General features: G+C 66.8%; 22 protein-coding genes. 5 read left to right on the top strand and 17 right to left on the bottom strand.

Annotated elements, in window-relative coordinates; all coding sequences use genetic code 11:
• Positions 1–5 precede the first annotated feature (5 nt).
• The 3 genes from ruvX to CEY09_RS21895 all read right to left on the bottom strand — a co-directional run bounded on the left by ruvX (position 6) and on the right by CEY09_RS21895 (position 1305).
• A complete protein-coding gene (ruvX, locus tag CEY09_RS21905) occupies positions 6–407 on the bottom strand; it encodes a Holliday junction resolvase RuvX (protein WP_006226629.1) in 402 nt (133 codons plus the stop codon).
• On the bottom strand, positions 400–987 hold the full coding sequence (locus tag CEY09_RS21900) for a YqgE/AlgH family protein (RefSeq protein WP_006226628.1): 588 nt from the start codon (positions 985–987) through the stop codon (positions 400–402). Before CEY09_RS21900 ends, ruvX begins: the two co-directional genes overlap by 8 nt.
• A gap of 153 nt (positions 988–1140) precedes the next feature.
• Positions 1141–1305: a rubredoxin gene (locus tag CEY09_RS21895; protein ID WP_003814980.1), complete on the bottom strand. Its 165-nt coding sequence runs from the start codon at positions 1303–1305 to the stop codon at positions 1141–1143.
• A 156-nt stretch (positions 1306–1461) separates the two neighbouring features.
• Here CEY09_RS21895 and CEY09_RS21890 point away from each other — a divergent pair, with 156 nt between their 5' ends.
• The 3 genes from CEY09_RS21890 to hemL are packed head-to-tail and all read left to right on the top strand — an operon-like array spanning position 1462 to position 4216.
• Positions 1462–2271, top strand: a complete 810-nt coding sequence (locus tag CEY09_RS21890) for a hydroxymethylpyrimidine/phosphomethylpyrimidine kinase (protein WP_085946971.1) — start codon at positions 1462–1464, stop codon at positions 2269–2271.
• Complete coding sequence (thiE, locus tag CEY09_RS21885; RefSeq protein WP_088590263.1) at positions 2268–2933, top strand: thiamine phosphate synthase; 666 nt, start codon at positions 2268–2270, stop codon at positions 2931–2933. Before CEY09_RS21890 ends, thiE begins: the two co-directional genes overlap by 4 nt.
• Positions 2934–2938: 5 nt before the next feature.
• On the top strand, positions 2939–4216 hold the full coding sequence (hemL, locus tag CEY09_RS21880; protein WP_006226625.1) for a glutamate-1-semialdehyde 2,1-aminomutase: 1278 nt from the start codon (positions 2939–2941) through the stop codon (positions 4214–4216).
• A gap of 57 nt (positions 4217–4273) precedes the next feature.
• On the opposite strand, the gene CEY09_RS21875 is transcribed toward hemL, so the two are convergent.
• Entirely contained in the window at positions 4274–5026 is a 753-nt protein-coding gene (locus CEY09_RS21875; RefSeq protein WP_088590262.1) for a lytic transglycosylase domain-containing protein, read from the bottom strand.
• A 240-nt stretch (positions 5027–5266) separates the two neighbouring features.
• On the opposite strand from CEY09_RS21875, the gene CEY09_RS21870 reads away from it, so the two are divergent.
• Positions 5267–7018 carry a DUF342 domain-containing protein gene (locus tag CEY09_RS21870; protein ID WP_088590261.1) on the top strand — a complete coding sequence of 584 codons (1752 nt, stop codon included), beginning with the start codon at positions 5267–5269 and terminating at the stop codon, positions 7016–7018.
• Positions 7019–7085: 67 nt separating this feature from the next.
• On the opposite strand, the gene CEY09_RS21865 is transcribed toward CEY09_RS21870, so the two are convergent.
• The 6 genes from CEY09_RS21865 to CEY09_RS21840 are packed head-to-tail and all read right to left on the bottom strand — an operon-like array spanning position 7086 to position 12861.
• Positions 7086–7892: an SDR family oxidoreductase gene (locus CEY09_RS21865; protein WP_088590260.1), complete on the bottom strand. Its 807-nt coding sequence runs from the start codon at positions 7890–7892 to the stop codon at positions 7086–7088.
• Positions 7893–7905: 13 nt separating this feature from the next.
• Positions 7906–8514, bottom strand: coding sequence for a cysteine hydrolase family protein (locus CEY09_RS21860; protein ID WP_088590259.1), 609 nt, complete (start codon positions 8512–8514; stop codon positions 7906–7908).
• The gene (locus CEY09_RS21855; RefSeq protein WP_088590258.1) at positions 8514–9047 is read right to left on the bottom strand and encodes an aromatic-ring-hydroxylating dioxygenase subunit beta; all 534 of its coding nucleotides are present in this window, start codon (positions 9045–9047) and stop codon (positions 8514–8516) included. Before CEY09_RS21855 ends, CEY09_RS21860 begins: the two co-directional genes overlap by 1 nt.
• Positions 9038–10381: an aromatic ring-hydroxylating dioxygenase subunit alpha gene (locus CEY09_RS21850; protein WP_088590257.1), complete on the bottom strand. Its 1344-nt coding sequence runs from the start codon at positions 10379–10381 to the stop codon at positions 9038–9040. Before CEY09_RS21850 ends, CEY09_RS21855 begins: the two co-directional genes overlap by 10 nt.
• Before the next feature lie 9 nt (positions 10382–10390).
• Positions 10391–11635: a dienelactone hydrolase family protein gene (locus CEY09_RS21845; protein ID WP_088590256.1), complete on the bottom strand. Its 1245-nt coding sequence runs from the start codon at positions 11633–11635 to the stop codon at positions 10391–10393.
• A gap of 47 nt (positions 11636–11682) precedes the next feature.
• On the bottom strand, positions 11683–12861 hold the full coding sequence (locus tag CEY09_RS21840; RefSeq protein ID WP_088590255.1) for an ABC transporter substrate-binding protein: 1179 nt from the start codon (positions 12859–12861) through the stop codon (positions 11683–11685).
• Positions 12862–13090: 229 nt separating this feature from the next.
• Between CEY09_RS21840 and CEY09_RS21835 the strand changes: the two genes are divergently transcribed.
• Positions 13091–14071 carry an AraC family transcriptional regulator gene (locus CEY09_RS21835; protein ID WP_088590254.1) on the top strand — a complete coding sequence of 327 codons (981 nt, stop codon included), beginning with the start codon at positions 13091–13093 and terminating at the stop codon, positions 14069–14071.
• A 368-nt stretch (positions 14072–14439) separates the two neighbouring features.
• On the opposite strand, the gene CEY09_RS21830 is transcribed toward CEY09_RS21835, so the two are convergent.
• The 7 genes from CEY09_RS21830 to CEY09_RS21800 all read right to left on the bottom strand — a co-directional run bounded on the left by CEY09_RS21830 (position 14440) and on the right by CEY09_RS21800 (position 22270).
• The gene (locus CEY09_RS21830; protein ID WP_050447060.1) at positions 14440–14847 is read right to left on the bottom strand and encodes a RidA family protein; all 408 of its coding nucleotides are present in this window, start codon (positions 14845–14847) and stop codon (positions 14440–14442) included.
• A gap of 50 nt (positions 14848–14897) precedes the next feature.
• Positions 14898–15323, bottom strand: coding sequence for an acyl-CoA thioesterase (locus CEY09_RS21825; protein ID WP_006226613.1), 426 nt, complete (start codon positions 15321–15323; stop codon positions 14898–14900).
• A gap of 21 nt (positions 15324–15344) precedes the next feature.
• Entirely contained in the window at positions 15345–16985 is a 1641-nt protein-coding gene (locus CEY09_RS21820) for an AMP-binding protein (RefSeq protein ID WP_088590253.1), read from the bottom strand.
• Positions 16986–17056: 71 nt separating this feature from the next.
• On the bottom strand, positions 17057–18226 hold the full coding sequence (locus CEY09_RS21815; protein ID WP_006226611.1) for an acyl-CoA dehydrogenase family protein: 1170 nt from the start codon (positions 18224–18226) through the stop codon (positions 17057–17059).
• A 2-nt stretch (positions 18227–18228) separates the two neighbouring features.
• Positions 18229–19086: an enoyl-CoA hydratase family protein gene (locus CEY09_RS21810; RefSeq protein WP_006226610.1), complete on the bottom strand. Its 858-nt coding sequence runs from the start codon at positions 19084–19086 to the stop codon at positions 18229–18231.
• Positions 19087–19130: 44 nt separating this feature from the next.
• Positions 19131–19922: an SDR family NAD(P)-dependent oxidoreductase gene (locus CEY09_RS21805; RefSeq protein ID WP_088590252.1), complete on the bottom strand. Its 792-nt coding sequence runs from the start codon at positions 19920–19922 to the stop codon at positions 19131–19133.
• Complete coding sequence (locus CEY09_RS21800; RefSeq protein ID WP_088590251.1) at positions 19919–22270, bottom strand: bifunctional salicylyl-CoA 5-hydroxylase/oxidoreductase; 2352 nt, start codon at positions 22268–22270, stop codon at positions 19919–19921. The genes CEY09_RS21805 and CEY09_RS21800 overlap by 4 nt, the downstream gene beginning before the upstream one ends.
• Positions 22271–22628: the final 358 nt, after the last annotated feature.

The following is a 22628-nucleotide window of genomic DNA, read 5'->3' as shown; positions in this document are numbered from 1 at the left end:
GTGCTTCAGGACGCAGGCAGGGTGTCCAAGTATCGTTGCAGGATAACAGCCGCGGCCATCGCGTCATCGGCCGCATGCGTGCCCAGCAGGCGCTGGGCCTCCATGCTGGAGCCACGTTCGTCCACCAGTTCAACGGCCACGCCGAAGCGGCCATGCAGCTGGTTGGCAAAGCGCCGGCAACGCGCGGTGGCGGGCTGTTCGCCGCCATCGGCATCCAGCGCCAGCCCCACGACCACGCGATGTGGCTGCCATTCCTGCAGCAGCGCCGCGATGCGGTTGAAACGCGCGTCGCGGATTTCGCTGAAGATGATTTCCAGCGGACGCGCCTGGCGCGTCAGCGTGTTGCCGATAGCAATGCCGATCTTCTTTTCGCCGAAGTCAAAGGCAAGCAGCGTCTCTTCAGGCATGGCCCGCGTCGCCCGCCAGCATGACCGGATCGATGCCGAGCAGCTTCAAGGCGGCAGGGTAACGGTCTTCCGGAGGCACGTCGAAAATGATGTGGTCGTCGGCGCCGACGCTAAGCCAGGCGTTCTGGCCCATTTCGCTTTCCAGCTGGCCTGCGCCCCAGCCGGCATACCCCAGCGTGACCAGCATCCGGGCGGGCCCGTTGCCGTCGGCCACGGCCTGCAGCACGTCGCGCGAGGTCGTCAGCGCCATCGCGCCCATCTTGATGCTGGAGCTGTAGTCGCCCGCAGGCGCGTGCAGCACAAAGCCGCGGTCGGTCTGCACCGGGCCGCCAAAGAAAACCAGCGTGTCCTTGACCGGGCCGATCTCAAGCGTCAGTTCAATGCGCTCGAACAGGGTGCCCAGCGTCAGGTCGGTGGGCCGGTTGATGACCAGGCCCAGCGCGCCGCGCTCGGTGTGTTCGCATACGTAGATGACAGAACCGGCCAGGCTGCCTTCGACCATGCCCGGCATGGCGATCAGGAACTGGTTGGCAAAGTTGGCCGCCTGCGTCGAGGCGGCTTCGTGGTGTTTTTCCGTCATGGCAACCCCTTCATGGGTAGTCTGAAAGAACCGTGGACGGGGCGCGCGTCATGCGCGGCCCTGCTTGCCTGGCGGCAGACCGTCCTGCGGTTACGAGGGATGGGGGCTTGCCCCATCTTACGAGCCCTGGCGGAATAGGTCAGCGGATCGAGTTCAGATTTCCATCAATTCAAAGTCCTCTTTGCGGGCGCCGCATTCAGGACAGACCCAGTTCGGCGGCACATCTTCCCAGCGGGTGCCGGGAGCAATACCTTCGTCGGGCAGGCCGGCCTCTTCGTCATAGACCCAGCCACAAATCAGACACATCCAAGTACGCATAGTTCTCTCTTACATCAATTCCCGACCGTGGTCCCCGTGGCGGGGCAAAGGTGGGGGGCTTCCATTAGAATGGGGACAATCTTACCGAAACCCAATAGGGGTTCCCCTGATTCACCTCAAAATGAGTCCGGGTACCCTCACTCAAGCGCTGTCCACGTGGCCCCCGTTACTCCCCCTCTCGTTTTGGTCTTCGGCCCGCTCGATCCCTCGGGATCCGACGGCTTGCCCGCGGATGCCGTCACCTGCGCCCGCCTGGGCTGTCATGGCCTGGCGGCCGTGACCGCGCTGACCGTGCAGGACACTGCCGGCATCGAAGAAATCCATCCTGTTTCGCCCGACCTGCTGGACGACCAGGCCCGCTGCCTGCTGGAAGACATGTCCGTGCAGGCCATCAAGGTGGGCGGACTATACACCGCTGAAACGGCAAGCGTTGCCGCCCAGGTCGCCGCCGACTACAGCCAGGTGCCGCTGGTGCTGCACCTGGGCCAGCGCGCCCCCTTGCCGGCGGACGCCGCGGACGAGGACGATGCCGACGATCTGTTGGCTGCCACGCTGGAACTGGTGTTGCCGCAGACCGACCTGCTGGTCATCGAGCACCTGCGCCTGGCGCAGTGGCACGCCGACGGCGACATCGATATCGGGGACGCACCGACGCCCATGCACGCCCTGGTGGCGGCCGGCGCCGAATGGGTCCTGGTGCTGGGCAGCCCGCAGCGGCCCGGCCATTACGCCAACGTGTTGCTGGGCCCCAGCGGCCAGACCCACACCTGGCCGTGGCAAACGCCCCCGGACCGCAACGGCGACGCCGGCGGCCTGGCCGCCACCGCCATCACCGCCATGCTGGCCCGCGGGCTGGAAATGCCCGAAGCCGTGCGCCAGGGCCTGGCGCATGCCGACGCCTCGGTCGCCGCCAGCTTCCTGCCGGGCATGGGCCGGCGCATTCCCAACCGGATCCAACCGCAATGAAACCGCTGCGTTTTCCCGCCGGCCTGTATGGCGTCACCCCTGAATGGGACGATACCGAACGCCTGATGCAGGCCGTGCGCAAAGCCGCCGACGGCGGCATGCGTTCGCTGCAGCTGCGCCGCAAGAACGTGCCCGACTCGGTGCGCGCCGAACAGGCGCGTGCACTGGCGCCCCTGTGCCGCGAACTGGGCGTGGTATTCCTGATCAATGACGACTGGCGCCTGGCGCTGGAGGTCGGCGCCGACGGCGCGCACGTGGGCCGCGAAGACGAAAGCCTGGCGCGCATCCGCGCCGAAGCCGGCCCCGATCTGATCCTGGGCGGCTCCAGCTACGACGATCTGGTCCGTGCCCGCGAACTGCTGGATGCCGGCGCCGACTACATCGCCTTCGGCGCGATGTTCGCCTCCACCGTCAAGCCGGACACCGTGCGCGCGCCGCTGTCGGTGCTGACCGAAGCCCGCCGCCTGGTCGAAGAGCGCGACGCGCCCCGGCCCGCGGTGGTCGCCATCGGCGGCATCACCGCCGACAACGCGCCGCTGCTGGCCCAGGCGGGCGCCGATTCCATCGCCGTCATCACCGGGCTTTTCGAAGCGCCCAGCATCCGGGCCGCCGCAGCGGCCTGCTCCGCGCCCTTTTCCGCCAACCTCAACCGCAAGCCTTGAACGCCATGTCCCGTAACGAACAGCTTTTCGAACGCGCCTGCCGCAGCATCCCCGGCGGCGTCAACTCGCCTGTGCGCGCATTCCGCTCCGTGGGCGGCACGCCGCGCTTCATCAAGCGCGCGCAAGGCCCGTACGTGTGGGACGCGGAAGACAAGCAGTACATCGATTACGTGGGCTCCTGGGGCCCGGCCATCCTGGGCCACTCGCACCCTGAAGTGGTGCGCGCGGTGCAGGAAGCCGCCGTCAACGGCCTGTCGTTCGGCGCCCCGACCGAAGCCGAGATCGAACTGGCCGAAGTGCTGATTGCGCGCCTACCCTCGCTGGAGCAGGTACGTCTGGTCAGCTCGGGCACCGAAGCCACCATGACGGCCATCCGCCTGGCGCGCGGCGCCACGGGCCGCGCCAAGATCGTGAAGTTCGAAGGCTGCTACCACGGCCATTCGGACAGCCTGCTGGTCAAGGCCGGCTCGGGCCTCTTGACCTTCGGCAACCCCAGTTCGGCGGGCGTGCCGCCGGAATTCGTGTCGCACACGCTGACCCTGGAATACAACAACCTGGACGCCGTGCGCCAGGCTTTTGCCCAGCACGGCGCCGACATCGCCTGCATCATCGTGGAGCCGGTGGCCGGCAACATGAACCTGATCAAGCCGGCGGCGGGTTTCCTGGAAGGCCTGCGCGAGGTCTGCACGCAGCATGGCGCGCTGCTGATTTTTGACGAAGTGATGACCGGTTTCCGCGTGGGCCCGCAGGGCGTGCAGGGCCTGACCGGCGTGAAGCCGGACATCACCACGCTGGCCAAGGTGATCGGCGGCGGCATGCCGGTGGGCGCCTTCGGCGGCAGCGCCGAAGTCATGAAGCACATCGCCCCGCTGGGCGGCGTGTACCAGGCGGGCACGCTGTCGGGCAACCCCGTCGCCGTTGCCGCGGGCCTGGCCACGCTGCGCCTGATCGCCGCGCCCGGCTTCTACGACAAGCTGTCGGCCCAGACGGCCAAGCTGGCCCAAGGCCTGCAAGAGCGCGCCCGCGCCGCCGGCCTGGCCTTCTCGGCCGACTCCGTGGGCGGCATGTTCGGCATCTATTTCAGCAACCAGGTGCCCACCTCGTTCGCAGAAGTCTCGCAGTGCGACACGGCGGCGTTCAACCGCTTCTTCCACGCCATGCTGGACCACGGCGTGCATTTCGCGCCGTCCGCATTCGAAGCGGGCTTCGTCTCGGCCACGCACGACGACGCCGTGATCAAGTCCACCCTGGACATCGCCGAAAAGGTTTTCGCCGCGATGTAAGCGGCGGGCGTGCCGGCCTGGGATGCCTTACAAGGCGCCCGGCTGGCGCGTACCGGTTCAGGGCGCCTTGTAGCGCTCGTAGAGCGCCGTCACATCCCTGACATAGGCTTGGGTTTCCGCGTAGGGCGGCACAGCGTCGTACTTGCGCACCGCTCCTTCCCCAGCGTTGTAGGCGGCCAGCGCCAGGTCCAATCGGCCGGGATACTGGTCGATCAGCCGGCGCAGATGGCGCGACCCCGCCCGCACGTTCGTTGCCGGGTCCACCAGCGCCCGCTCGATATCGTCCACGGACAATACCGACGCCGCCGTCGCCGGCATCAGCTGCATCAGGCCCAGCGCCCCCTTGGGCGAGCGCGCATCGCTGCGGAACCCCGATTCGATCGCAATGACGGCGGTCAGCAACGCCCCATCCACGCCGGAATCCTGCGCCGCGCGGGCGATCAGCCCGTCGTGGGCGGTGGACGGCTTGGCATCGCCCCAGCGCAGGGCGCGGGAAGTGGGCGCAAGCGATGCCAGCCGCGCCCCGTCGCCCGCCTGCGGCGGACAGTCCAGACAGGCCTTGATGCCATTGCCGCGCCATACCGTGCGCGCCTGTGCTCGCTTGTAATACTTGGCGTAGCCCGTGGGCACTTTCATGGCGCGCCAGACGCCATACGGGTCTTTGTAACGGTAGATCTCGCTCGCCTGGGCGGGACGGGCGGGCGCCAGGGTCAGCGCGGCCGCCGCGAGGGCCGCCACCGCCGCCATGCCCCCGGCCCGCGCCGCAAAGGCGCGCAGGGCTGGTAGGAAGGATGAGGGTTGTCGGCGCATGGTCGGGGCGAAGGTAGCGTCCGAAGACGGGTTGGCGAGCCCCTATGCTGCGGCGACGATCCCGGTTTGTCGCTCGGTCCTACGCCCTAGTCCCGCGCGGGCGGTGGGTTTCCCTATGTAAAACAGGGCCGAAACTACGGCATATGTCGGACGAGTACGATAGAATATGTCGCAATATTTCGTTTATTTACCAAATGAATGAACCTGGCAGCCATTGAGCGCCAGGCGGGAGAGGCTGAGATGGACGCAGAAAACACGCTCCAGCTGGTGCTGGATGCCAATACCAACGTCCTGACGGCCATTTATACGCCGCCTACACGCCCGGACGCGGCGCCGGCGGACGACGATGACGCCCCCGCTACCGAGGCATCGGGCAGCGCCGGCGGTGACGCCGCCCCGGAACTGGACGCCGACACGGACGTCGCCGTCGACACGGCGCCCCACATCAACCTTGACCTGCCCACCTGGGATGCGCTGACCGCCGCCGTCGTGGCGCAAGGCTGGACCGCCGATGCGTTGGACAACCACGCCGTGCTGGCCTTCATCGACCAGTGCCGCAGCGCCGCCGAACCCGTGCAGTTTCCGATCGGGCAAGTGGTGGACGGCTCGTTCGAACTGGAACTCGACCCCACCCGCATGGCCGCGCTGCTGACCCTGCACCCGCCCAAAGGCGGCCAGCCGGTCACGCTGGACATGCTGCGCCACGCGGTGGCTGACCGCGGCATCGTGCATGGCGTGCTGGAAGCGGCCATGGCTGAAGCCGTCGAGCAAGGCCGCAGCGCCACCGTGATGATCGCCCAGGGCACGCCGCCCACCCGCGGCACGCCGACCCGCTTTGAAAGCCTGCTGGACCGCCTGAAGCCGCGCGCCCAGGAGATCGACGAACTGGCCCAGGTGGACTACCGCGACCTGGGCAGCCTGTTGCTAGTGTCGCCCGGCACGCCGCTGATGCGGCGCGTTCCGCCGCTACCCGGCGTGGACGGCACCAACGTGCTGGGCGAACCCGTGCTGCCGGACGAAATGCCCGACACGCCGTTCTCCAAGGACATCTCGGGCGTGGAAGTCGACCCGGAACATCCGCTGCTGCTGCGCGCCACGATCGCCGGCACGCCCAAGCTGATCAGCCAGGGCGTGCAGGTCAATCCGATGGTGGAGGTCGACGCCGTCAACCTGTCCACGGGCAACATCACCTTTGAAGGGTCGCTGCAAGTGCGCGGCGACATCGCCGCCACCATGGAAGTCCGCGTGACGGGCGACGTGGTCGTCAACGGCACCATCGAAGCCGCGCTGGTGGAAGCCGGCGGCAGCGTGACCGTCAAGGGCGGCATCATCGGCATGGCCGAGGCCCTGCAGGACGCCGCAGCCACCGCCCGCACCGCCCACATCGTCTGTGGCGGCGCGCTGAAAGCGAAGTTCATTGAAAACGCGATCATCAGCGCCGGGCAGGATGTGGAAGTCGAACGCGAGATCCGGCAAAGCAGCATCGCCGCCGGCGGCAGCGTGCTGGTCGGCCCGCCGAACACGCAGCAAAGCGCCATCACCGGCGGGCAGACCCGCGCCTTGAATGCCGTGCGCGCGGGCACCATCGGCTCGCCGTCGGGCATTCCCACCCTGGTGCAGGCCGGGCTGGACCCCCACGCGGATATCAAGCGGTCGGCGCTGACGCGCAAGCGCCTGAAGATGAACGAAGAGAAGGCCAAGCTGGAACAGCTGCTGATGTTCCTGAAGGCCAACCCTCAGCGCGCCCCGGGCGACGTCGTGGAACGCGCCCGCAACACCCACGGCAAGCTCAGCGGCGAACTGCTGGCGCTGGACGCGGAAGAAGCGCAGTTGGTGCGCGACCTGTTGCCGCTGCACACCGCCGTCATCACTGCGACGCGGCGCTTTTGCAGCGGCGCGAAGATCCAGTTGGGCAACAAGATGCAGGAGTTCCTGGAAGACCAGGTCGGCGGCAAAGCCGGGCTGGAAGAAGGCGAGATCGTCATCCGCTGACGCGGCAGTCCGGCGCGCCAGTCAAGGCGCCGGCCAAGGCAATGGGGCAGCCACGCCCCCGCCCGGATCAGGGCGCCAGTTCCTTGAACCAGACCCGCGGTGAAATGCCGCGGTCTGGCCCCAGGATGGAAAACCCGCCGTCCACCGGGATATCCACACCCGTCATCCAGGACGCGGCATCCGAACACGCAAAGCAGACGGCGGCGGCGATCTCGCTGCCCGAACCCACGCGGCCCAGCGGATGGAAGTGCGCCCCCACCGCGTCGGCCGCTGCCCGCGAACCGCCCGACAACTGTTCCACCGACGGCGACCACGTCCAGGCCGGAGACACCGCCAGCACGCGCACGCCGGCCGGCGCCAGTTCCACCGCGAAATTCTTGGTGATCTGCAGCAGCGCCGCCTTGGACGCCGGATACAGCGCGCGTCCGGCCGCGCCGAACTTGCCGCCCGTGCTGCCCAGGTTCACCACCACGCCGCCGCGCGGCAGGTGCGGCGCGGCGAACTGCGTGAAGATCGCGGCCGACACCAGGTTGGTGTCCAGGGTGCTGTGCCATTCCTCGCGCGAAGACGCCAACCCGCGGTCCGCGTACTGGCACGCATTGTTGACCAGGATGTCCAGCCGGCCGAAGCACGCCAGCGCGGCGTCGATGCAATGCTGGATCTGGCTGTCTTGTCCGATGTCGGTCTCGCAGAACAGGGCGCGCCCGTCCAGCTCCTGGGCGAGCGCCTGGCCCGCCTGGGCGTTGCGCCCGACCAGCACCACGTTCACGCCGGCCGCGGCCAGGCCGCGCGCGATGTCGGCCCCCAGGCCTTGCGTGCTGCCGGTGACGATGGCGGTCTTGCCGGCCAAACCGGGAAAGCCTGAAAAATCCATGGCTAGTCCTTGATCAGTGCGGCGCGGCGGCCCAGCGCACAGCATCGGCCACCGAGCCGGTTTGCGCAATCAATCGCATGCTGGCAAGCGAGGCCTGGTGCACGGCTTCGTCGGCCGAGGCGCAGGCGTCTTCGGCCACCATCACGTCAAAGCCGATGTCGGCGGCGTGGCGCACGGTGCCCTCCACCACGGAATGCGTGGCAACGCCGGCCACCACCAGCCGGCGCGCGCCGACCACACGCAGGGTCTCTTCCAGCGGCGTGCCGTAAAACGCGCTGATGCGGGTGTGCTTGACGATGAACTCGCGCGGGCTGCCGGCCAGCGGCTGCAGGCCGTCGTAGAAGGCGCTGCCCCACTGCCCTTCGGGCACCGCGCCGATCGTCGCCACATTGCGAAAGATCGCGCAGTTGGGCAGCAGGTCGGCGTAGTCGGGCCGGAAGGCGATGCGCACGTGCACGATGGGCAACGACTGCGCCCGCGCGCCGGCCAGCAAGGCGGCGGCGCCGTCCAGCAGGCGCTGACGCGCCCCACTGTCGGCATCCAGCCCGACGCGGATCTTGCCCTCGGGATGCAGCACGTCGTTCTGATAGTGCAACGCCAGAACCGCGGTGTCCGCCGTCATCAAACGAACACCTCGAACACGTCGTGCGCGTCGTCGCAGTTGACGAGATCCACGCGCTTCATCCGGATGCGCCAGCCGTCGCCTTCGGCGGCCAGCTTGTGGGTGTAGCGGCCCGCCAGTTGGCGTGGCTGGCGCTTGCGCCATTCCGTCATCTGGAAGGCGGAGTGCACCACCAGGTTGCCGCCCGTATCCACGCCTTCAACCTGGACGCCGCCCACCAGCCGCACGCTGCGCGTGGGCGGCTGCTGCGACCAGTTGCGGGGATGCTCCAGGCGCCGGATGCGCACGTCGCGCAGCATGCGATCTTCCCAGAACAGCGAAATGTGGTCGTACGGGCTTTGCTGGCCCGGCACCCGCGGCATCCAGTACATGCCGTCCGGCGTCCACAGCGACTGCCAGTCGTCGTAGCGCCGTTCGTCCAGCAGCCGCGCCTCGCGGTACAGGAACTGGGCGATGCGGTGGTAGGCATCCGCCGGTACATCAGCCGGCGACAGGTCCGTGGTGCCGACGTCGAAATCCAGGTCTAGCAACATGCGCCTTCTCCCGTGGCGGGCGCGGTCGACGCCGCGCCGGCTTCCATATAGGTCTTCCAGGCGCGGAACTGATTGCGCATGGGCAATTCGCTGGTGCCGTTGACCGACACCAGACCGTCTGCGTCGCTGCGGTCGCTGCCGTGGTAGCGGTGCATGCTGACCCATTCTCCGCCGCGCGTGGCGTTGCCTTCCTGGCAGCGGTTATAGAGTTCGATATCGTCCGGCATGACGTTGGACGACGGCGAATTGATGACGTTGGCATACAGCATGGCGCGCTTGAACACACCGTCCGGCGCCCCCTTGCAGCGAAACGTCTGGATCTCGATCAAGGTGCGGTCCACGGCGATCGGCCGAATCACGCGGAATTGCTGGAACACGGTATGGGGCGAGCCGCTGCCGTAGATGACCGTGTTGTGGCGGTTCATGCCCAGGATCTCGCGGGCGCGTTCTTCGCCATAGGCGCCCGTCAGCGTCTCGAAGTGCGCGCGCGACACCGGATCGCGCTCGGCGGCGCCCGGGTTGAAGATGCCTTCCATATAGCCGTGGCCGTTGTCGTAGGCGCGCAGTTCCAGCTTTTCCCAGAACTCGTAGGGTTCGCCGTTGCCGTCCATGATGTGCAGCTCGAGCGGCATTTCGCCTATCTCCTTGGCCTCGTCGCGGGCCGCGGCATAGGACGATTCATGCGTCACGCGGGCATGCATGGTGTCGTGCAGGTTCTCGTAGAACACCTTCCAGTTCGAGCGCTGCATCACCCGGAAGATGCCGCCCGCGACCTCGACCTCGCCCACCGGGGACCGGTCGCACAGATTGTCGATGGACGAGCGCACGCCGCCCAGGAAGTCCGTCAGTGCCGGGCCTTCCTTCGCCTGGCTGGCGAACACGAAGCCGCGGTAGCTTTCCACGCGCGCCAGCCGGCGCATCGAAAACGTGGGGTCGGTGGGGTCGTAGGCCGTACCCTCCAGGCCTTGCTTGAGCGGCACGCCCAGATGGCTGCCGTCCAGCTTGAAGGTCCAGGCGTGATACGGGCAGCGGAAGAACTTGCCCACGCAGCCTTCGCCGTCGGCCACCACCTTCGCGCCCTTGTGCGGGCAGCGGTTGTACAGCACGTGCACGTTGCCGTCGGAAGCGCGCACCATCAGCACGTCCTGGTCGCCCAGGCGGGTGGTGTGATAGTCGCCCGTCTTGGGCACCTGGCTTTCGTGGCCCACGTAGATCCAGGCGCGGCCGTAGATCCGCTGCATCTCCAGATCGAAAATGGCGGGGTCGGTGTAGACGCCGCGGTGCACGCTGTCGCCGCGTACCATCGCGGCCAGTTGTTCCTGCGAGTAAGACATGTCGGCCTCCTACTTGTTCGCGCTGTCTTTCCAACGCGCCATCAGCGTGTTGGACGGCAAGGTCTCGTCCAGCAGCTTGGCGGCGGTTTCACGGCCCGCCACGGGCAGCCCCTTCGGGTCCAGCAGGCCCACCTGCACCAGCACGCTGGCCTGGTCCCAGTAGATGTGCTCGTGGTAGAGCTTGTCGCCCCGGAATTTCACGATGGCGATCAGCGGGATCTCCACCGGCCGGCCCGTAGGCGCCACCCCAGGCAGCAGCCAGTCGATCTCGGTGGTATGCGTGAAGCAGAACAGCAGTTCGTCCACGATCTGGGTCGCGCCGACGGTGCGTGACAGCGGGATCAGCCGCGTATCCGGCGGGTTGCTGTTGACGAAATGGTGCTGGTAGAAGCGCGACAGCTCCTTGTGGCCCACGCCGCCCGTCATCGTCGGGATGTGGTTCACGTAGGGTTCGGCCACCATCGTGGCCATGGTGGCGGCCACGTCGCGCGTGCCGAATTCATATTCGCAGTGCTTGTCCCACAAGGCCGAATAATCGAACTCCGGGCCGATGGCGCGCTGCAGGGCCGCCATGCTGCGCTGGTGCGCCATCAGGGCGGACGGCTTGTCGTAGTGATCCCCGCCGGTCCGCGCGAACGCGTGGTCCATGCCCGGATACACGTAGAGCTCCACGCCCAGCTTGCCGCCCAGCGCGGCGAGGATGCGCTGGCGTGCCTCGGGCGGACAGAAGCCATCCTGCTCGGCAATGTGCAGAACCAGGCGGCCGCGCAGGTTGGCCGCCTCTTCCAGGCTGCTTTCAATGCCCACCCCGTAGTAGCCCACGGCCACGTCCACATCGGTGCGGCACGCGGCCAGATACGCCAGCTTGCCGCCCAGACAGTAGCCCAGCACGCCTACCCCGCCCTGCTGCTCGGGCAAACCGCGAAGCGCGGCGATCGTGGACGCGATGTCTTTCAGGCCCAGCTCCACGTCGAAGCCCTGATAGAGTTCGAACGCGCGCGGCATGTCGGCGGGGCCATCGGTCAGCTGGATGCCGGGCTGCTGCCGCCAGAACAGGTCGGGCACCAGCACCACGTAGCCCTCTTCGGCCAGCAATTGCGCCGCACGGCGCATGAAGTCGTTGACGCCGAAGATCTCCTGGCAGAGCACCAGGCCGGGGCCGTGGCCCGCGGCCGGCACGGCCAGGTAGGCGCCAAAGGACTTGCCATCGTGCGAAGGGATCGTGATCTCGCGCGTCGTCATGTTCTGGGTCATGCGGTTCTCCTGTAATGCGTGATGCGTATTGCGTGAGGCACGCCGCCTTACTTCATCTGGCAAGCGGCGGCGAACGGGTCCTGGTACTGCGTCAGCACGATGCCCGACAGCTTGTTGGCCAGCTTGCCATCCGCGCCCGCCTCGACGACGCGCAGGTAATAGTTCTGGACCGGATACTGGTTGCGGTTGAACGTGAAGTCACCCCGCACCGACTTGAAGTCCGCACGCCGCAGCGCCGGGCGCAAGGCGTCCGCTTCCAGCTTGCCTCCCGTCTGGCGCACGGCGCTGTCCAGCAGCATGGCCGCGTCATAGCCCTGCGAGGCGTACAGCGTCGGGCTGCGGTTGTAGGTCTTCTTGAAGTCTTCAACGAACTTGCGGTTGGCCGGGTTGTCCAGGTCTGCCGCCCACTGCGACGTGTTGCGCAAGCCCTGGATGGGCGCGCCCACCGCCGCGATCGTGTCCTCGTCGCCCGAGAAGCCGGGGGCCAGCAGCGCGATGTCCTTTGACAGGCCCGCACCGTTGAACTGCTTGATGAAATTCACGCCCATGCCGCCGGGAAGGAAGAAGAACACCGCATCCGGCTTGCTGGCGCGCAGCCGCGTGATCTCGACCCCGTAGTCCAATTGGCCGAGCTGGGTGTAGATCTCTTCGGACAGGCCGCCCTTGTACAGGCGCTTGAAGCCATTGAGCGATTCGCGGCCGCCCGGATAGTCCGGCGCGATCAGCGCCACGCGCTTGTAGCCCTGGTCGGCGGCGTACTTGCCCATGGCCGCGGGGATGTCCTCGTTCTGCCAGGCCACCGCGAAGAAATTCGGATTACAGCCCGCGCCGGCGTAGTTTTCCGGGCCGGTATTAGTGCTGAGATAGATCGTGCCCGACTGCAGGATGGCCGGCATCACCGGCAGCAGCACGTTCGAAAACACAATCCCCGTCATGATGTCCACGCGATCGCGCTTGAGCAGCCGCTCCACCGCCTGGCGGCCCGTGTCGGCCTTCTGCTGGTCGTCGGCCACCACCACTTCCGCCGGCAGGCCGCCCAGCTTGCCGCCGGTATGCTGCAGCGCCAGATTGAAGCCGTCGCGGATCTCGTTGCCCAACGCCGAACCGGGTCCGGACAGCGTCGTCAGCAAGCCCACCTTGACCTTGTCGGCCGCCGAGGCCCCCGCCGCGGCCGCCATACAGACCAGCGCCGCCAGCGCACGCCGGCTCCAGAGATTTCGATTCATGAGCCACCCCGTTTGCACCGCCAGCCGCGCTGGCGGAAAGCTGACAGAACCCGTCTGCCGTCGGTTTACGCATGCTGCCGATCCACGTCGCCACCTAGCGTATGCCGCCGGGCGGCGCCGCTCTATCCGAATACGGTCAGTTTTATCCGGGATTCACTTAATTCCCAAGCCGGGACGATTAAATTACTCTGGCCGCAGATACGGGAGCGTTCCCGTCCCGGAGGCATCCATGCACGGCTGGTCCCGACTCACGCTTGCGCCCTTGCTCAAACGGCGCGTGTTCAGTTCCACCCACCAGGACGAGACGCGCACACGCGTATCCGAAGCGCTGAAGGAACACCGCCTGACGTGGAAAGGCGGCCGCGTGGACGCCGAACTGAACCGGGGCCGCTTCGGCTCGCTGACGGTCTGTACGTTGCGCTACGGCGCCGAAGTCCACATCGAACCCGACCGCCTGCAGGATTTCATGCTGGTGCAGGTGCCGCTGCGCGGCCGCGCCTGTATTGAATGCGGCGACGAGCGCGTCAACGCCAACCCCGATTGCGCCGCCGTCATCGCCCCCAACCGCCCGCTGCGGCTGCACTGGGAAGCCGGCTGCGAACAGCTGCTGCTGAAGATCCCCCGCGGCAAACTGGAAGCCATCGGCCAACGCGCCTTCGGCGACGCCGCCACCCGCCCGCTGGACTTCAGCCCCGCGCTACGCCTGGACAACCCCATCGGCGCCGTCTGGCGCAGCATGATGACGGGCCTGATTCACCTCTTGCCCACCCTGGACGACGGCGCCCCCCGCCCGCCCGCCGCGTGGCTGGAACACATGGAAGACAGCCTGATCCTGCACCTGCTCTACAACCAGCCCAACACCTGGCAGACCCAGTCCGGCCAAACCCCGGCCGTCCCGCGCCGCCTGACGCTGGCCGAGACCTACATGCGCGACCACCTGTCCGCCCCCCTCACCCTGACCGACATCGCCCGCCACGCCGGCGCCAGCGCCACCGCCCTGACCCGCCTGTTCCAGGAACACCGCGACACCACCCCCATGAACGCGCTACGCGCCCTGCGGCTGGACAGGGCAAGGCAACAATTGAAGACGAACGCCACCGCCAGCGTCACCGAAGTCGCGCTGGGCGTCGGATTCGGACATCTGGGAAGGTTTTCGGAGTATTACCGCGAACGGTTCGGCGAACTGCCGCGAGAGACACGGCGCGGGTGATGCGCAGCGAAGCCAGCAACGCCACGACGCAAGACGATGCGTAAGCGCCACGAGGCCGCCCGCGCGGCCGGCATGGCGCGGGCCCCGCAAGATCTTCAACCACGCCCCGACGTTGGTGCGAGCCCTAAGCACACTACCCGCCCCGGCGAACGCCAGATTGCAAATCATGCAGCCCGGCGCGGTGGTGGCCTGGGGTGCGAGGGGAGTCGATAAGCCCGAGGGAATCTGAAGGAACTGCCGCAGGCAGTGACGAAGATGACGAAGGGGAAGTCCGGAGCGAAGGCTCCGGACCGCAATCGTTGACCCGAGTCACCCCAGGCCACCACCGCGCCGGGCGTCAAAAGAACCTATCACCGCTCGCAAAACAATCAAGCCGCCGGCACCACAGCCGTCACCTCAATCTCCACCTTAGCCCGATCCTCAACCAGATCCGCCACTTCCACCGCCGTCATCGCCGGAAAATGCCGTCCGATGAATTCCCGGTAGTGCTTGCCGATCGCCGGATACGCCGCCACGTACGCATCCTTATCCGTGACGTACCACGTCATCCGGACAATATGCTCGGGCTTCGCACCGCCTTCGGCCAGGATGGCGACAATGTTCGACAGCGTCTGGCGGACCTGGTCCGCCAGGTCATCCGATTCGAACTGCTGCTGGCCATTCCACCCCACCTGCCCGCCCACGAACACGAGCTTGCTGCCCACCGTCATTTCGGTAAGCACGCCATTCGAATAGCCCCGGGGCGCCATCCAATCCGGCGGTTGCAGAATCTTCATAACGTCTCATCCTATTTTTAAAAAAACAAACTACAGGGTGGCCCCGCCGCTTACGCCGCGGCAGCCAGATAAGCCTGCATGCGTTCCCGCAAGTCCGCAGGCAGCGGCATGGACTTCATCGTCCGCAAATCCACCGTCACGATCGTCAGCGTCGCCGACAAGCGCAACTGGCCGTCAGGCCCCTCGAAACGCACCAGCGCCTTGAACGACGCCCCGCCGATACGCTGCACTTCCAGCGTCTGGCGCAGGCGCTCGTGCCAACGGCTGGGCGCGCTGAAATCGCACGTCACTGACGCCATCGGCGTGCCGATGTGGCGCTCGACGTGCAGCGCGTGGAACGGCAACCCCATGCCCTTGTCGAACCATTCTTCGACAAAGTCGTTGATCATCTCGAAATAGCGCGGGTAGAAGACAATGCCCGCCGGGTCGCAATGACGGAAGCGGACTTCTACCTGGCTGATGAAAGGAGCGGCCATGATGATTTCCCGGTTGCCAGTTCAAGCCATCTTGCGCAGCGCGAAACGTTGCAGCTTGCCCGTTTCGGTACGGGGCAGCGCCGCCACGAATTCGATCGCGCGCGGGTATTTGTACGGCGCGATGCTGGCCTTCACGAAGGTTTGCATCGCCGCCACGAGTTCATCGCTGGGCGTGTAGCCCGGTTTCAGCACGACAAACGCTTTGACCAGCTGGCCGCGCTCGTCGCACGGCGCGCCCACCACGCCGCACTCCGCCACGGCCTCGTGGCGCAGCAGCGCGTCCTCGACTTCCGGACCGGCGATGTTGTAGCCCGCCGACACGATCATGTCGTCATTGCGCGCCTGGTAGAACAGATAGCCTTCGTCGTCCTGCATGAAGGTGTCGCCGGGCAGGTTCCAGCCGCTTTGCACGAAGCGGCGCTGGCGCTCGTCGGCCAGGTAGCGGCAGCCGGTCGGGCCCTTGACCGCCAGGCGGCCCACGGTGCCGTTGGGCACCGGCTTCATGTCGTCGTCGACCACCTGCGCCACGTAGCCCGGCACCACCTTGCCGATCGCGCCGCGCTTGACCGATTCCGGCGGGCTGGACACGAACACGTGGATCATTTCGGTGCCGCCGATGCCGTCGATCATCTCGATGCCGCTGGCCTGCTTCCAAAGCTGGCGGGTGGCGTCCGGCAGGGCTTCCCCGGCCGACACGCTCTTCTTCAGCGACGACAGGTCGAATTTGCCGACCAGCGCCGCCATCTGCCGATAGAACGTGGGCGCGGTAAAGACGATGGTGGCGCGGAAGTCCTGGATCAGTTCCAGCAGGCTTTCCGGCGTCAGCTTTTCGGCCAGCACGGTGCTGGCGCCCACGCGCAGCGGGAAGCACAGCAGGCCGCCCAGGCCGAACGTGAAGGCCAGCGGCGGCGTGCCGCAGAAAATGTCGTCCGGGCCCGGCTTGATGACGTGCTTGGGAAAGAGGTCGCACATCGCCAGCACATCGCGGTGAAAGTGCATGCAGCCCTTGGGTGAACCCGTGGTGCCGCTGGTGAAGGAGATCAGGCACACGTCATCGGACGCCGTGTCGCAGGCGGCGAAATCGTCCGGCTTGGCGGCCGCCAACGCATCCAGCGCGTCCGGCGCCGTGTCGTTGAAATACATGACCTGCGACAGGCCGGGGCAATGGTGTTCATGATCAGGTTGGGCGCAGAATTGCGCCTCTTCCTTCAGGCGGGCGTCGCACAGCACGGCCTGGATCTGGGCCTTCTCGATGATCTGCTTGAGTTCCTTGGCGCGCAGCAACGGCATCGTCGGCACCGTCACCAGGCCCGCCTTGATCGCGGCCAGCCAGGACGCGGCCATCATCGGGTTGTTCGGTCCGCGCAAAAGCAGGCGGTTGCCGGCGACGAGTTTCATGTCCTCGGTCAGCACGCGCGCGATGCGGTTGGTCAGCGCGGCCAGTTCGCGGTAGGTCATGGTGGCCGGCTTGCCGTCCTGGCGCCAGCGCAGCGCGACGCGCTCGCCAAAGCCGCGGTCGACCATGGCGTCCACAAGTTCGACGGCGCAATTGAACCGCTTCGGATAGGCCACGTCGGGGCCGTCCAGCAGGAATTCTGGCCATTGGTCGCCCGGGGGCAGGTTGTCCCGGGCGAAAGTGTCGATGTGGGCGGATGCTTCCATAAGATTCCCCTTGCTATGCGATGCGGTGCGGTGTGGTTGGCGTTGCAAAATGGCGAGGGCTCGATGGTCCCTTATGCCTTCAGCAATTCACGGGCGATGATCAACTTCTGCACTTCGGTGGCGCCTTCGTAGATACGCAGCGCTCTGATTTCCCTGTAAAGCTTCTCCACCGGCATCCCCGACACTACCCCCGCGCCCCCGAACATCTGGAGCGCGCGGTCGATCACGGTCTGCGCCGATTCCGTGGCCATCATCTTGGCCATCGCCGCTTCACGCGTGGTGCGCAGTTTCTGCACGTCGCGCATCCACGCGGCGCGGTACGTCAACAGCGCCGAGGCGTCGATGGCGGTCGCCATGTCGCCCAGCGCGGCTTGCGTCAGTTGCAGGTCGGCCAGGGTCTGGCCGAACATGCGGCGCGACTTGGCGCGCGCCAACCCTTCATCCAGCGCCCGGCGGGCAAAGCCCAGCGCGGCCGCCGCCACCGATGCGCGGAAGATGTCCAGCGTCATCATGGCCAGCTTGAAACCCTGGCCCGCGTCGCCCAGGCGATGCGACACCGGAATGCGGCAGTTGTCGAAGGTGATCGTGGCCAGCGGATGCGGTGCGATTAGTTCGATGCGCTCGCTGACCTCGAAACCCGGGGTGTCGGCATCCACGACGAACGCGCTGATACCGCGCGCGCCCGGCGCCTCGCCGGTACGGGCGAAGACGACGTAGAAGTCGGCGATGCCGCCGTTGGAAATCCAGGTCTTGGCGCCGTTCAGCACATAGTGGTCGCCGTCCAGCCTGGCTTCGCAGGCCAAGGCGGCCACGTCCGACCCGGCGTCCGGTTCGGACAGCGCGAAGGCGGCGATCTTCTCGCCGCTTGCCACGCGCGGCAGGTAGCGCTGGCGCAGCTCGTCCGAGCCCATCAGCGAGATGGCGCCGCTGCCCAGGCCCTGCATCGCGAACGCGAAATCGGCCAGCCCTTCATGGCGGGCAAACGTCTCGCGCAGGATGCACACGGCGCGGGAATCCACTTCCGGCAACGCGCCTCCCCAGGCGCCGCCGGGGCCGCCCGCGACCGCGTAGCGCAGCCAGCCGGCCTGGCCCATGGCCTTCACCAGTTTCTTGCAGGCCGCATCCGCGTCGTGGTGATCGACGTCGCCCAGCGATTTTTCGCACCAGGCGTCAACGTCATGCGCCAGCTTGCGGTGCGCGTCGTCGAAAAAAGGCCAGTCCAGCCAGCTAGCGTCGCGCATCATCAGTTCCCCTCGAAGACCGGCTTCTGCTTGGCCACGAAGGCCTCGTAGGCGCGGTGGAAGTCGCGCGTCTGCATGCAGATGGCCTGCGCCTCGGCTTCGGCCTCGATGGCTTCGTCCACGCCCATGTTCCATTCCTGATGCAGCAACTTCTTGGTAACGCCGTGCGCAAACGTCGGGCCCGCGGCCAGTTGCGCGGCCAGCGTCTGGGCGGCTTCGCCCAGCTTGTCGGCGTCATGCAGGGCATTGAAAAAGCCCCAGCTGGCACCCTCGTCGGCCGTCATGGCGCGGCCGGTGTACAGCAGTTCAGAGGCGCGGCCCTGGCCGATCATGCGCGGCAGCAAAGTGCACGCGCCCATGTCGGCGCCTGCCAGGCCCACCCGCGTGAACAGGAAGGCGGTACGCGCGGCCGGGGTGCCCAGGCGCATGTCGGACGCCAGCGCCACCATCGCGCCCGCGCCGGCGCAAACGCCATCCACCGCGGCCACGATGGGCTGCGGGCAGGCGCGCATGGCCTTGACGAGGTCACCCGTCATGCGGGTGAAGTCCAGCAGTTCCGGCATGGTCATCTTGGTCAGCGGACCGATGATCTCGTGCACGTCGCCGCCCGAGCAGAAGTTGCCGCCCGCGCCCGTCACGACCACGACCTTGACGTCGGTGGCATACACCAGCGAACGGAACAGGTCGCGCAGTTCGGCGTAGGAGTCGAACGTCAACGGGTTCTTGCGTTCCGGACGGTTCAAGGTGACGGTTCCGATCTTGCCGTCGGCCGACACCTGCCACAGGAACGTCTTGGCCTGATAGCCGGCCAACGGACGCTTGTGGTGCTTCATGGTGTGCTCTTCGGACTGGGTGCTCATGGTGTCTCCGTTCGTTATCCTGGGGTTGATGGGACGCGCCGGCCTCAGCCGGTCATCACTTCGCCGCCGTCCACGGCGATCGCCTGGCCGTTGATGGAGGCGGACGCCGGCAGCGCCAGCCAGGCCACCGTCTCGGCCACTTCCTCGGGCTGCACCAGGCGGCCCTGCGGGTTGCGCTCGGCCAGCTTGGCCCGGGCGGCTTCCGGCGTCATGCCGGTCTTGTCCACAATATTGGTCACCGCGCCACGCACGATGTCGGTTTCGGTGTAGCCGGGGCACACCGCATTCACGGTGACGCCCTTCTGCGCCGTTTCCAGCGCCAGCGACCGGGTCAGGCCGATCACGCCGTGCTTGGCAGCGCAGTAGGCGCTGACATAGCCATAGCCGATCAGGCCTGCCGTGCTGGCCACGTTGATCACCCGCCCCCACTTTTCCTGCAGCATGCCGGGCAACGCCGCCTGGATGCAGTGGAACGTGCCCGTCAGGTTGACGGCGATCATCTGCTGCCAGAGCGCCGCGTCGGTGCGGTCAAAGCGCTGGCTCACCGCCTGGCCGGCGTTGTTCACCAGCACCAGCACCGGGCCGAATTCCACTTCGGCCTGCGCGAACGCCGCGCGCACCGACGCTTCGTCGGCGATGTCCGCGCTGACGGTCTGCACCTGGCCCAGGCTGGCCAAGCTGTCGGCGGCCGCCTCCAGGGACGCGCCGTCGCGGCCCAGCAGCGTGACGCGCGCGCCGCGCGCCAGGAGCGACCGCGCGCTGGCCAGGCCGATGCCGCGGGCGCCGCCCGTCACCAGCGCATGGCGCCCGGCAAGGGGTTGCGGGGAAGTCATCATTTGATATCCAGTTGCGCCATGGCGGCGGCGCGTTCGAAATTGGTTTCCAGCTGGCGCTTGCCGGCGAAGTACTGGCTGGGCCAGGCCACGTCGGTATAACCCACCCGCGCCGCTTCGCGCAGCGTCCAGGAGGCGTCGGCCAGATGGGGACGCGCCAGGGCGCACAGGTCGGCGCGGCCCGAAGCGATGATGCCGTTGGCGTGGTCGGCTTCGAAGATGGCACCCACCGCGATGGTGGGGATGCCGGCTTCGTTGCGCACGCGGTCGGCGAACGGGGTCTGGAACATGCGGCCGTAGACGGGCTTTTCTTCCTTGCTGACCTGGCCCGACGAGCAATCGATCATGTCGGCGCCGGCCGCCTTGAAGTAGCGCGCGATCTCTACCGCGTCGTCCGCGGTGATGCCGCCTTCGACCCAGTCGCTGGCGGAAATCCGCACGGACATGGGCTTGTCTTCGGGCCACACGGCGCGCACGGCGTGGAAGACTTCCAGCGGGAAGCGCAGGCGGTTCTCCAGGCTGCCGCCGTATTCGTCTTCGCGGCGGTTGGTCAGCGGCGAGATGAAGCTGGACAGCAGGTAGCCGTGGGCGCAGTGCAGTTCCAGCCAGTCGAAGCCGGCTTCGGTGGCGCGGCGGGCGGCGGCCACGAAGTTGTCGCGCACCGCATCCATGTCGGCGCGCGTCATCGCGCGCGGCGTCTGCGACACGCCTTCGATGTAGGGCAAGGCGGACGCCGACAGCAGCGGCCAGTTGCCTTCAGCCAGCGGGTGGTCGATCTTCTGCCAGCCCAGCTGGGTGGAACCCTTGCGCCCGGCGTGGCCCAACTGCACGCCGATGCGGGCGTCGCTGTTGCCGTGCACAAAATTGACGATGCGGACAAAGGCCTGGGTCTGCTCGTCGTTCCACAGCCCCGGGCAGCCCGGGGTGATGCGACCGTCGGGCGACACGCAGGTCATTTCAACCATGACCAGGCCGGCGCCACCCATGGCGCGCGCGCCCAGGTGCACCAGATGGAAGTCGCCTGGGACGCCGTCGGTGCAGGAGTACATGGCCATCGGCGACACCAGGATGCGGTTCTTCAGGCGCACCCCACGCACCTGGTACGGCGTCAGCATCGGGATGGCGGGACGCTTGCCGGCTGCCGCCGGTGCGCCGGCGCGCTCCGCGATCCAGCGTTCGAAGCCTTCCAGCCAGGCGGGATCGCGCAAGCGCAGGTTTTCGTGCGAGATGCGCTGCGAACGAGTCAGCAGCGAGTAGGCGAATTGCTCGGGTTCCAGTTCCGCGTAACGCTCGACGTTTTCGAACCATTCGGTGGAATTGCGGGCGGCGTTCTGGATCTTCAGCACTTCCACGCTGCGCACTTCCTCGTAGTGCTTCAGGCCGGCTTCCACGCTGCCTTCCGCGCCGCTCAAGCAGCGGGCAAGTTCGATGGAGTCTTCCAGCGCCAATTTGGTGCCGGATCCGATGGAGAAGTGGGCAGTGTGAGCGGCGTCGCCCATCAGCACGACGGGCACGCGGCGCTGGCCGCGGGCGGTCTCCAGCGTGTTCCAGTGCACCCAGGTGTTGCAGATGACGCGCGGGAAGCGGATCCAGATGGCCGAGCCGCGCAGGTGCGAGGCGTTGCTGATCAGCGCATTGCCGTCCAGCCAGGGCGCGAACAGCTTTTCGCAGTAGGCGATGCCTTCTTCCTGGCTCATCTGCTCGATGCCGGCAGCCTGCCAGGTTTCCTCGGGCGTTTCCACGATGAAGGTGGACATGCCGTCTTCGTAACGGTAGGCGTGGGCCTGGAACCAGCCGTGCTCGGTCTGCACGAAGGCGAAGGTGAACGCGTCGAATACTTTTTTGGTGCCCAGCCAGACGAAGCGGCAGCGGCGCTGGTCGATGTCGGGGTGGAAGGTGTCGGCGTAACGGGTACGGATCTGGCTGTTGATGCCGTCGGAAGCGATGACAAGATCAGCGTCGTATTCGCGGGCGATGGCCTGGTCATCCTGGACGAAGTTCTCGAACACCAGCTTGACGCCGACGTCTTCGCAACGCGCCTGCAGGATGTTCAAGAGCTTCTTGCGACCGATGCCGATGAAGCCATGGCCGCTGCTGCGGATGCTGCGGCCCTTGAAGTTGATGTCGATGTCGTCCCAATGGTTGAACGCATCGCCGATGGTCTGGGCGGAAACGGGGTCTGCTTCACGCAGGTTCTGCATGGTGGCATCCGAAAACACCACGCCCCAACCAAACGTGTCATACGGCCGGTTGCGTTCGATGACGGTGATTTCGTTCGCGGGGTTCTGCAATTTCATCAGCAGACCGAAATACAGGCCGGCGGGACCACCGCCGATGCAGACTATTTTCATTGCCGTAACGCTCCGAGGTACGCGACAGTCGCTCGTTTATCGGGAGCGGGGCGCCGCGGATATTTAGGTCTGGATAGTTTAGGCTTGAAATATATACCTGAAGTGGGGGGATCGCAAATGGGGGAAATCTATTAGTGCTTTTGGGAATGGGGGACGGGGTGCGGGGTGCGGGGCGGTTAACGGCGTTGCAAGTTTTCGTAGGTCGCCCATCGGCGCTGTCGGCGTGACGGCGCGCGCCCACGATTGCGGTCCGGAGCCTTCGCTCCGGACTGCCCCGTCGTCATCCTTGTATGGTGAGGGTGCGCCCTCTGCAGTGGGGAGGGCGCTGGGGTATGGGACGTCGTCATCCATCAGCCGG

Origin of the sequence: Achromobacter marplatensis (genome assembly GCF_002209535.1) — a bacterium.
Classification (GTDB): Bacteria; Pseudomonadota; Gammaproteobacteria; order Burkholderiales; family Burkholderiaceae_B; genus Achromobacter; species Achromobacter marplatensis.
The sequence above is the reverse complement of the archived record's forward strand: the minus strand, read 5'-3'. Positions and strand labels throughout refer to the sequence as shown.

What these genes read in the sequence shown, in the direction of transcription:
- ruvX (WP_006226629.1), bottom strand. Translation starts at nt 407, where the DNA reads ATGCCTGAAGAGACGCTGCTTGCCTTTGACTTCGGCGAAAAGAAGATC.
- CEY09_RS21900 (WP_006226628.1), bottom strand. Translation starts at nt 987, where the DNA reads ATGACGGAAAAACACCACGAAGCCGCCTCGACGCAGGCGGCCAACTTT.
- CEY09_RS21895 (WP_003814980.1), bottom strand. Translation starts at nt 1,305, where the DNA reads ATGCGTACTTGGATGTGTCTGATTTGTGGCTGGGTCTATGACGAAGAG.
- thiE (WP_088590263.1), top strand. Translation starts at nt 2,268, where the DNA reads ATGAAACCGCTGCGTTTTCCCGCCGGCCTGTATGGCGTCACCCCTGAA.
- hemL (WP_006226625.1), top strand. Translation starts at nt 2,939, where the DNA reads ATGTCCCGTAACGAACAGCTTTTCGAACGCGCCTGCCGCAGCATCCCC.
- CEY09_RS21875 (WP_088590262.1), bottom strand. Translation starts at nt 5,026, where the DNA reads ATGCGCCGACAACCCTCATCCTTCCTACCAGCCCTGCGCGCCTTTGCG.
- CEY09_RS21870 (WP_088590261.1), top strand. Translation starts at nt 5,267, where the DNA reads ATGGACGCAGAAAACACGCTCCAGCTGGTGCTGGATGCCAATACCAAC.
- CEY09_RS21865 (WP_088590260.1), bottom strand. Translation starts at nt 7,892, where the DNA reads ATGGATTTTTCAGGCTTTCCCGGTTTGGCCGGCAAGACCGCCATCGTC.
- CEY09_RS21860 (WP_088590259.1), bottom strand. Translation starts at nt 8,514, where the DNA reads ATGACGGCGGACACCGCGGTTCTGGCGTTGCACTATCAGAACGACGTG.
- CEY09_RS21855 (WP_088590258.1), bottom strand. Translation starts at nt 9,047, where the DNA reads ATGTTGCTAGACCTGGATTTCGACGTCGGCACCACGGACCTGTCGCCG.
- CEY09_RS21850 (WP_088590257.1), bottom strand. Translation starts at nt 10,381, where the DNA reads ATGTCTTACTCGCAGGAACAACTGGCCGCGATGGTACGCGGCGACAGC.
- CEY09_RS21845 (WP_088590256.1), bottom strand. Translation starts at nt 11,635, where the DNA reads ATGACCCAGAACATGACGACGCGCGAGATCACGATCCCTTCGCACGAT.
- CEY09_RS21840 (WP_088590255.1), bottom strand. Translation starts at nt 12,861, where the DNA reads ATGAATCGAAATCTCTGGAGCCGGCGTGCGCTGGCGGCGCTGGTCTGT.
- CEY09_RS21835 (WP_088590254.1), top strand. Translation starts at nt 13,091, where the DNA reads ATGCACGGCTGGTCCCGACTCACGCTTGCGCCCTTGCTCAAACGGCGC.
- CEY09_RS21830 (WP_050447060.1), bottom strand. Translation starts at nt 14,847, where the DNA reads ATGAAGATTCTGCAACCGCCGGATTGGATGGCGCCCCGGGGCTATTCG.
- CEY09_RS21825 (WP_006226613.1), bottom strand. Translation starts at nt 15,323, where the DNA reads ATGGCCGCTCCTTTCATCAGCCAGGTAGAAGTCCGCTTCCGTCATTGC.
- CEY09_RS21820 (WP_088590253.1), bottom strand. Translation starts at nt 16,985, where the DNA reads ATGGAAGCATCCGCCCACATCGACACTTTCGCCCGGGACAACCTGCCC.
- CEY09_RS21815 (WP_006226611.1), bottom strand. Translation starts at nt 18,226, where the DNA reads ATGCGCGACGCTAGCTGGCTGGACTGGCCTTTTTTCGACGACGCGCAC.
- CEY09_RS21810 (WP_006226610.1), bottom strand. Translation starts at nt 19,086, where the DNA reads ATGAGCACCCAGTCCGAAGAGCACACCATGAAGCACCACAAGCGTCCG.
- CEY09_RS21805 (WP_088590252.1), bottom strand. Translation starts at nt 19,922, where the DNA reads ATGATGACTTCCCCGCAACCCCTTGCCGGGCGCCATGCGCTGGTGACG.
- CEY09_RS21800 (WP_088590251.1), bottom strand. Translation starts at nt 22,270, where the DNA reads ATGAAAATAGTCTGCATCGGCGGTGGTCCCGCCGGCCTGTATTTCGGT.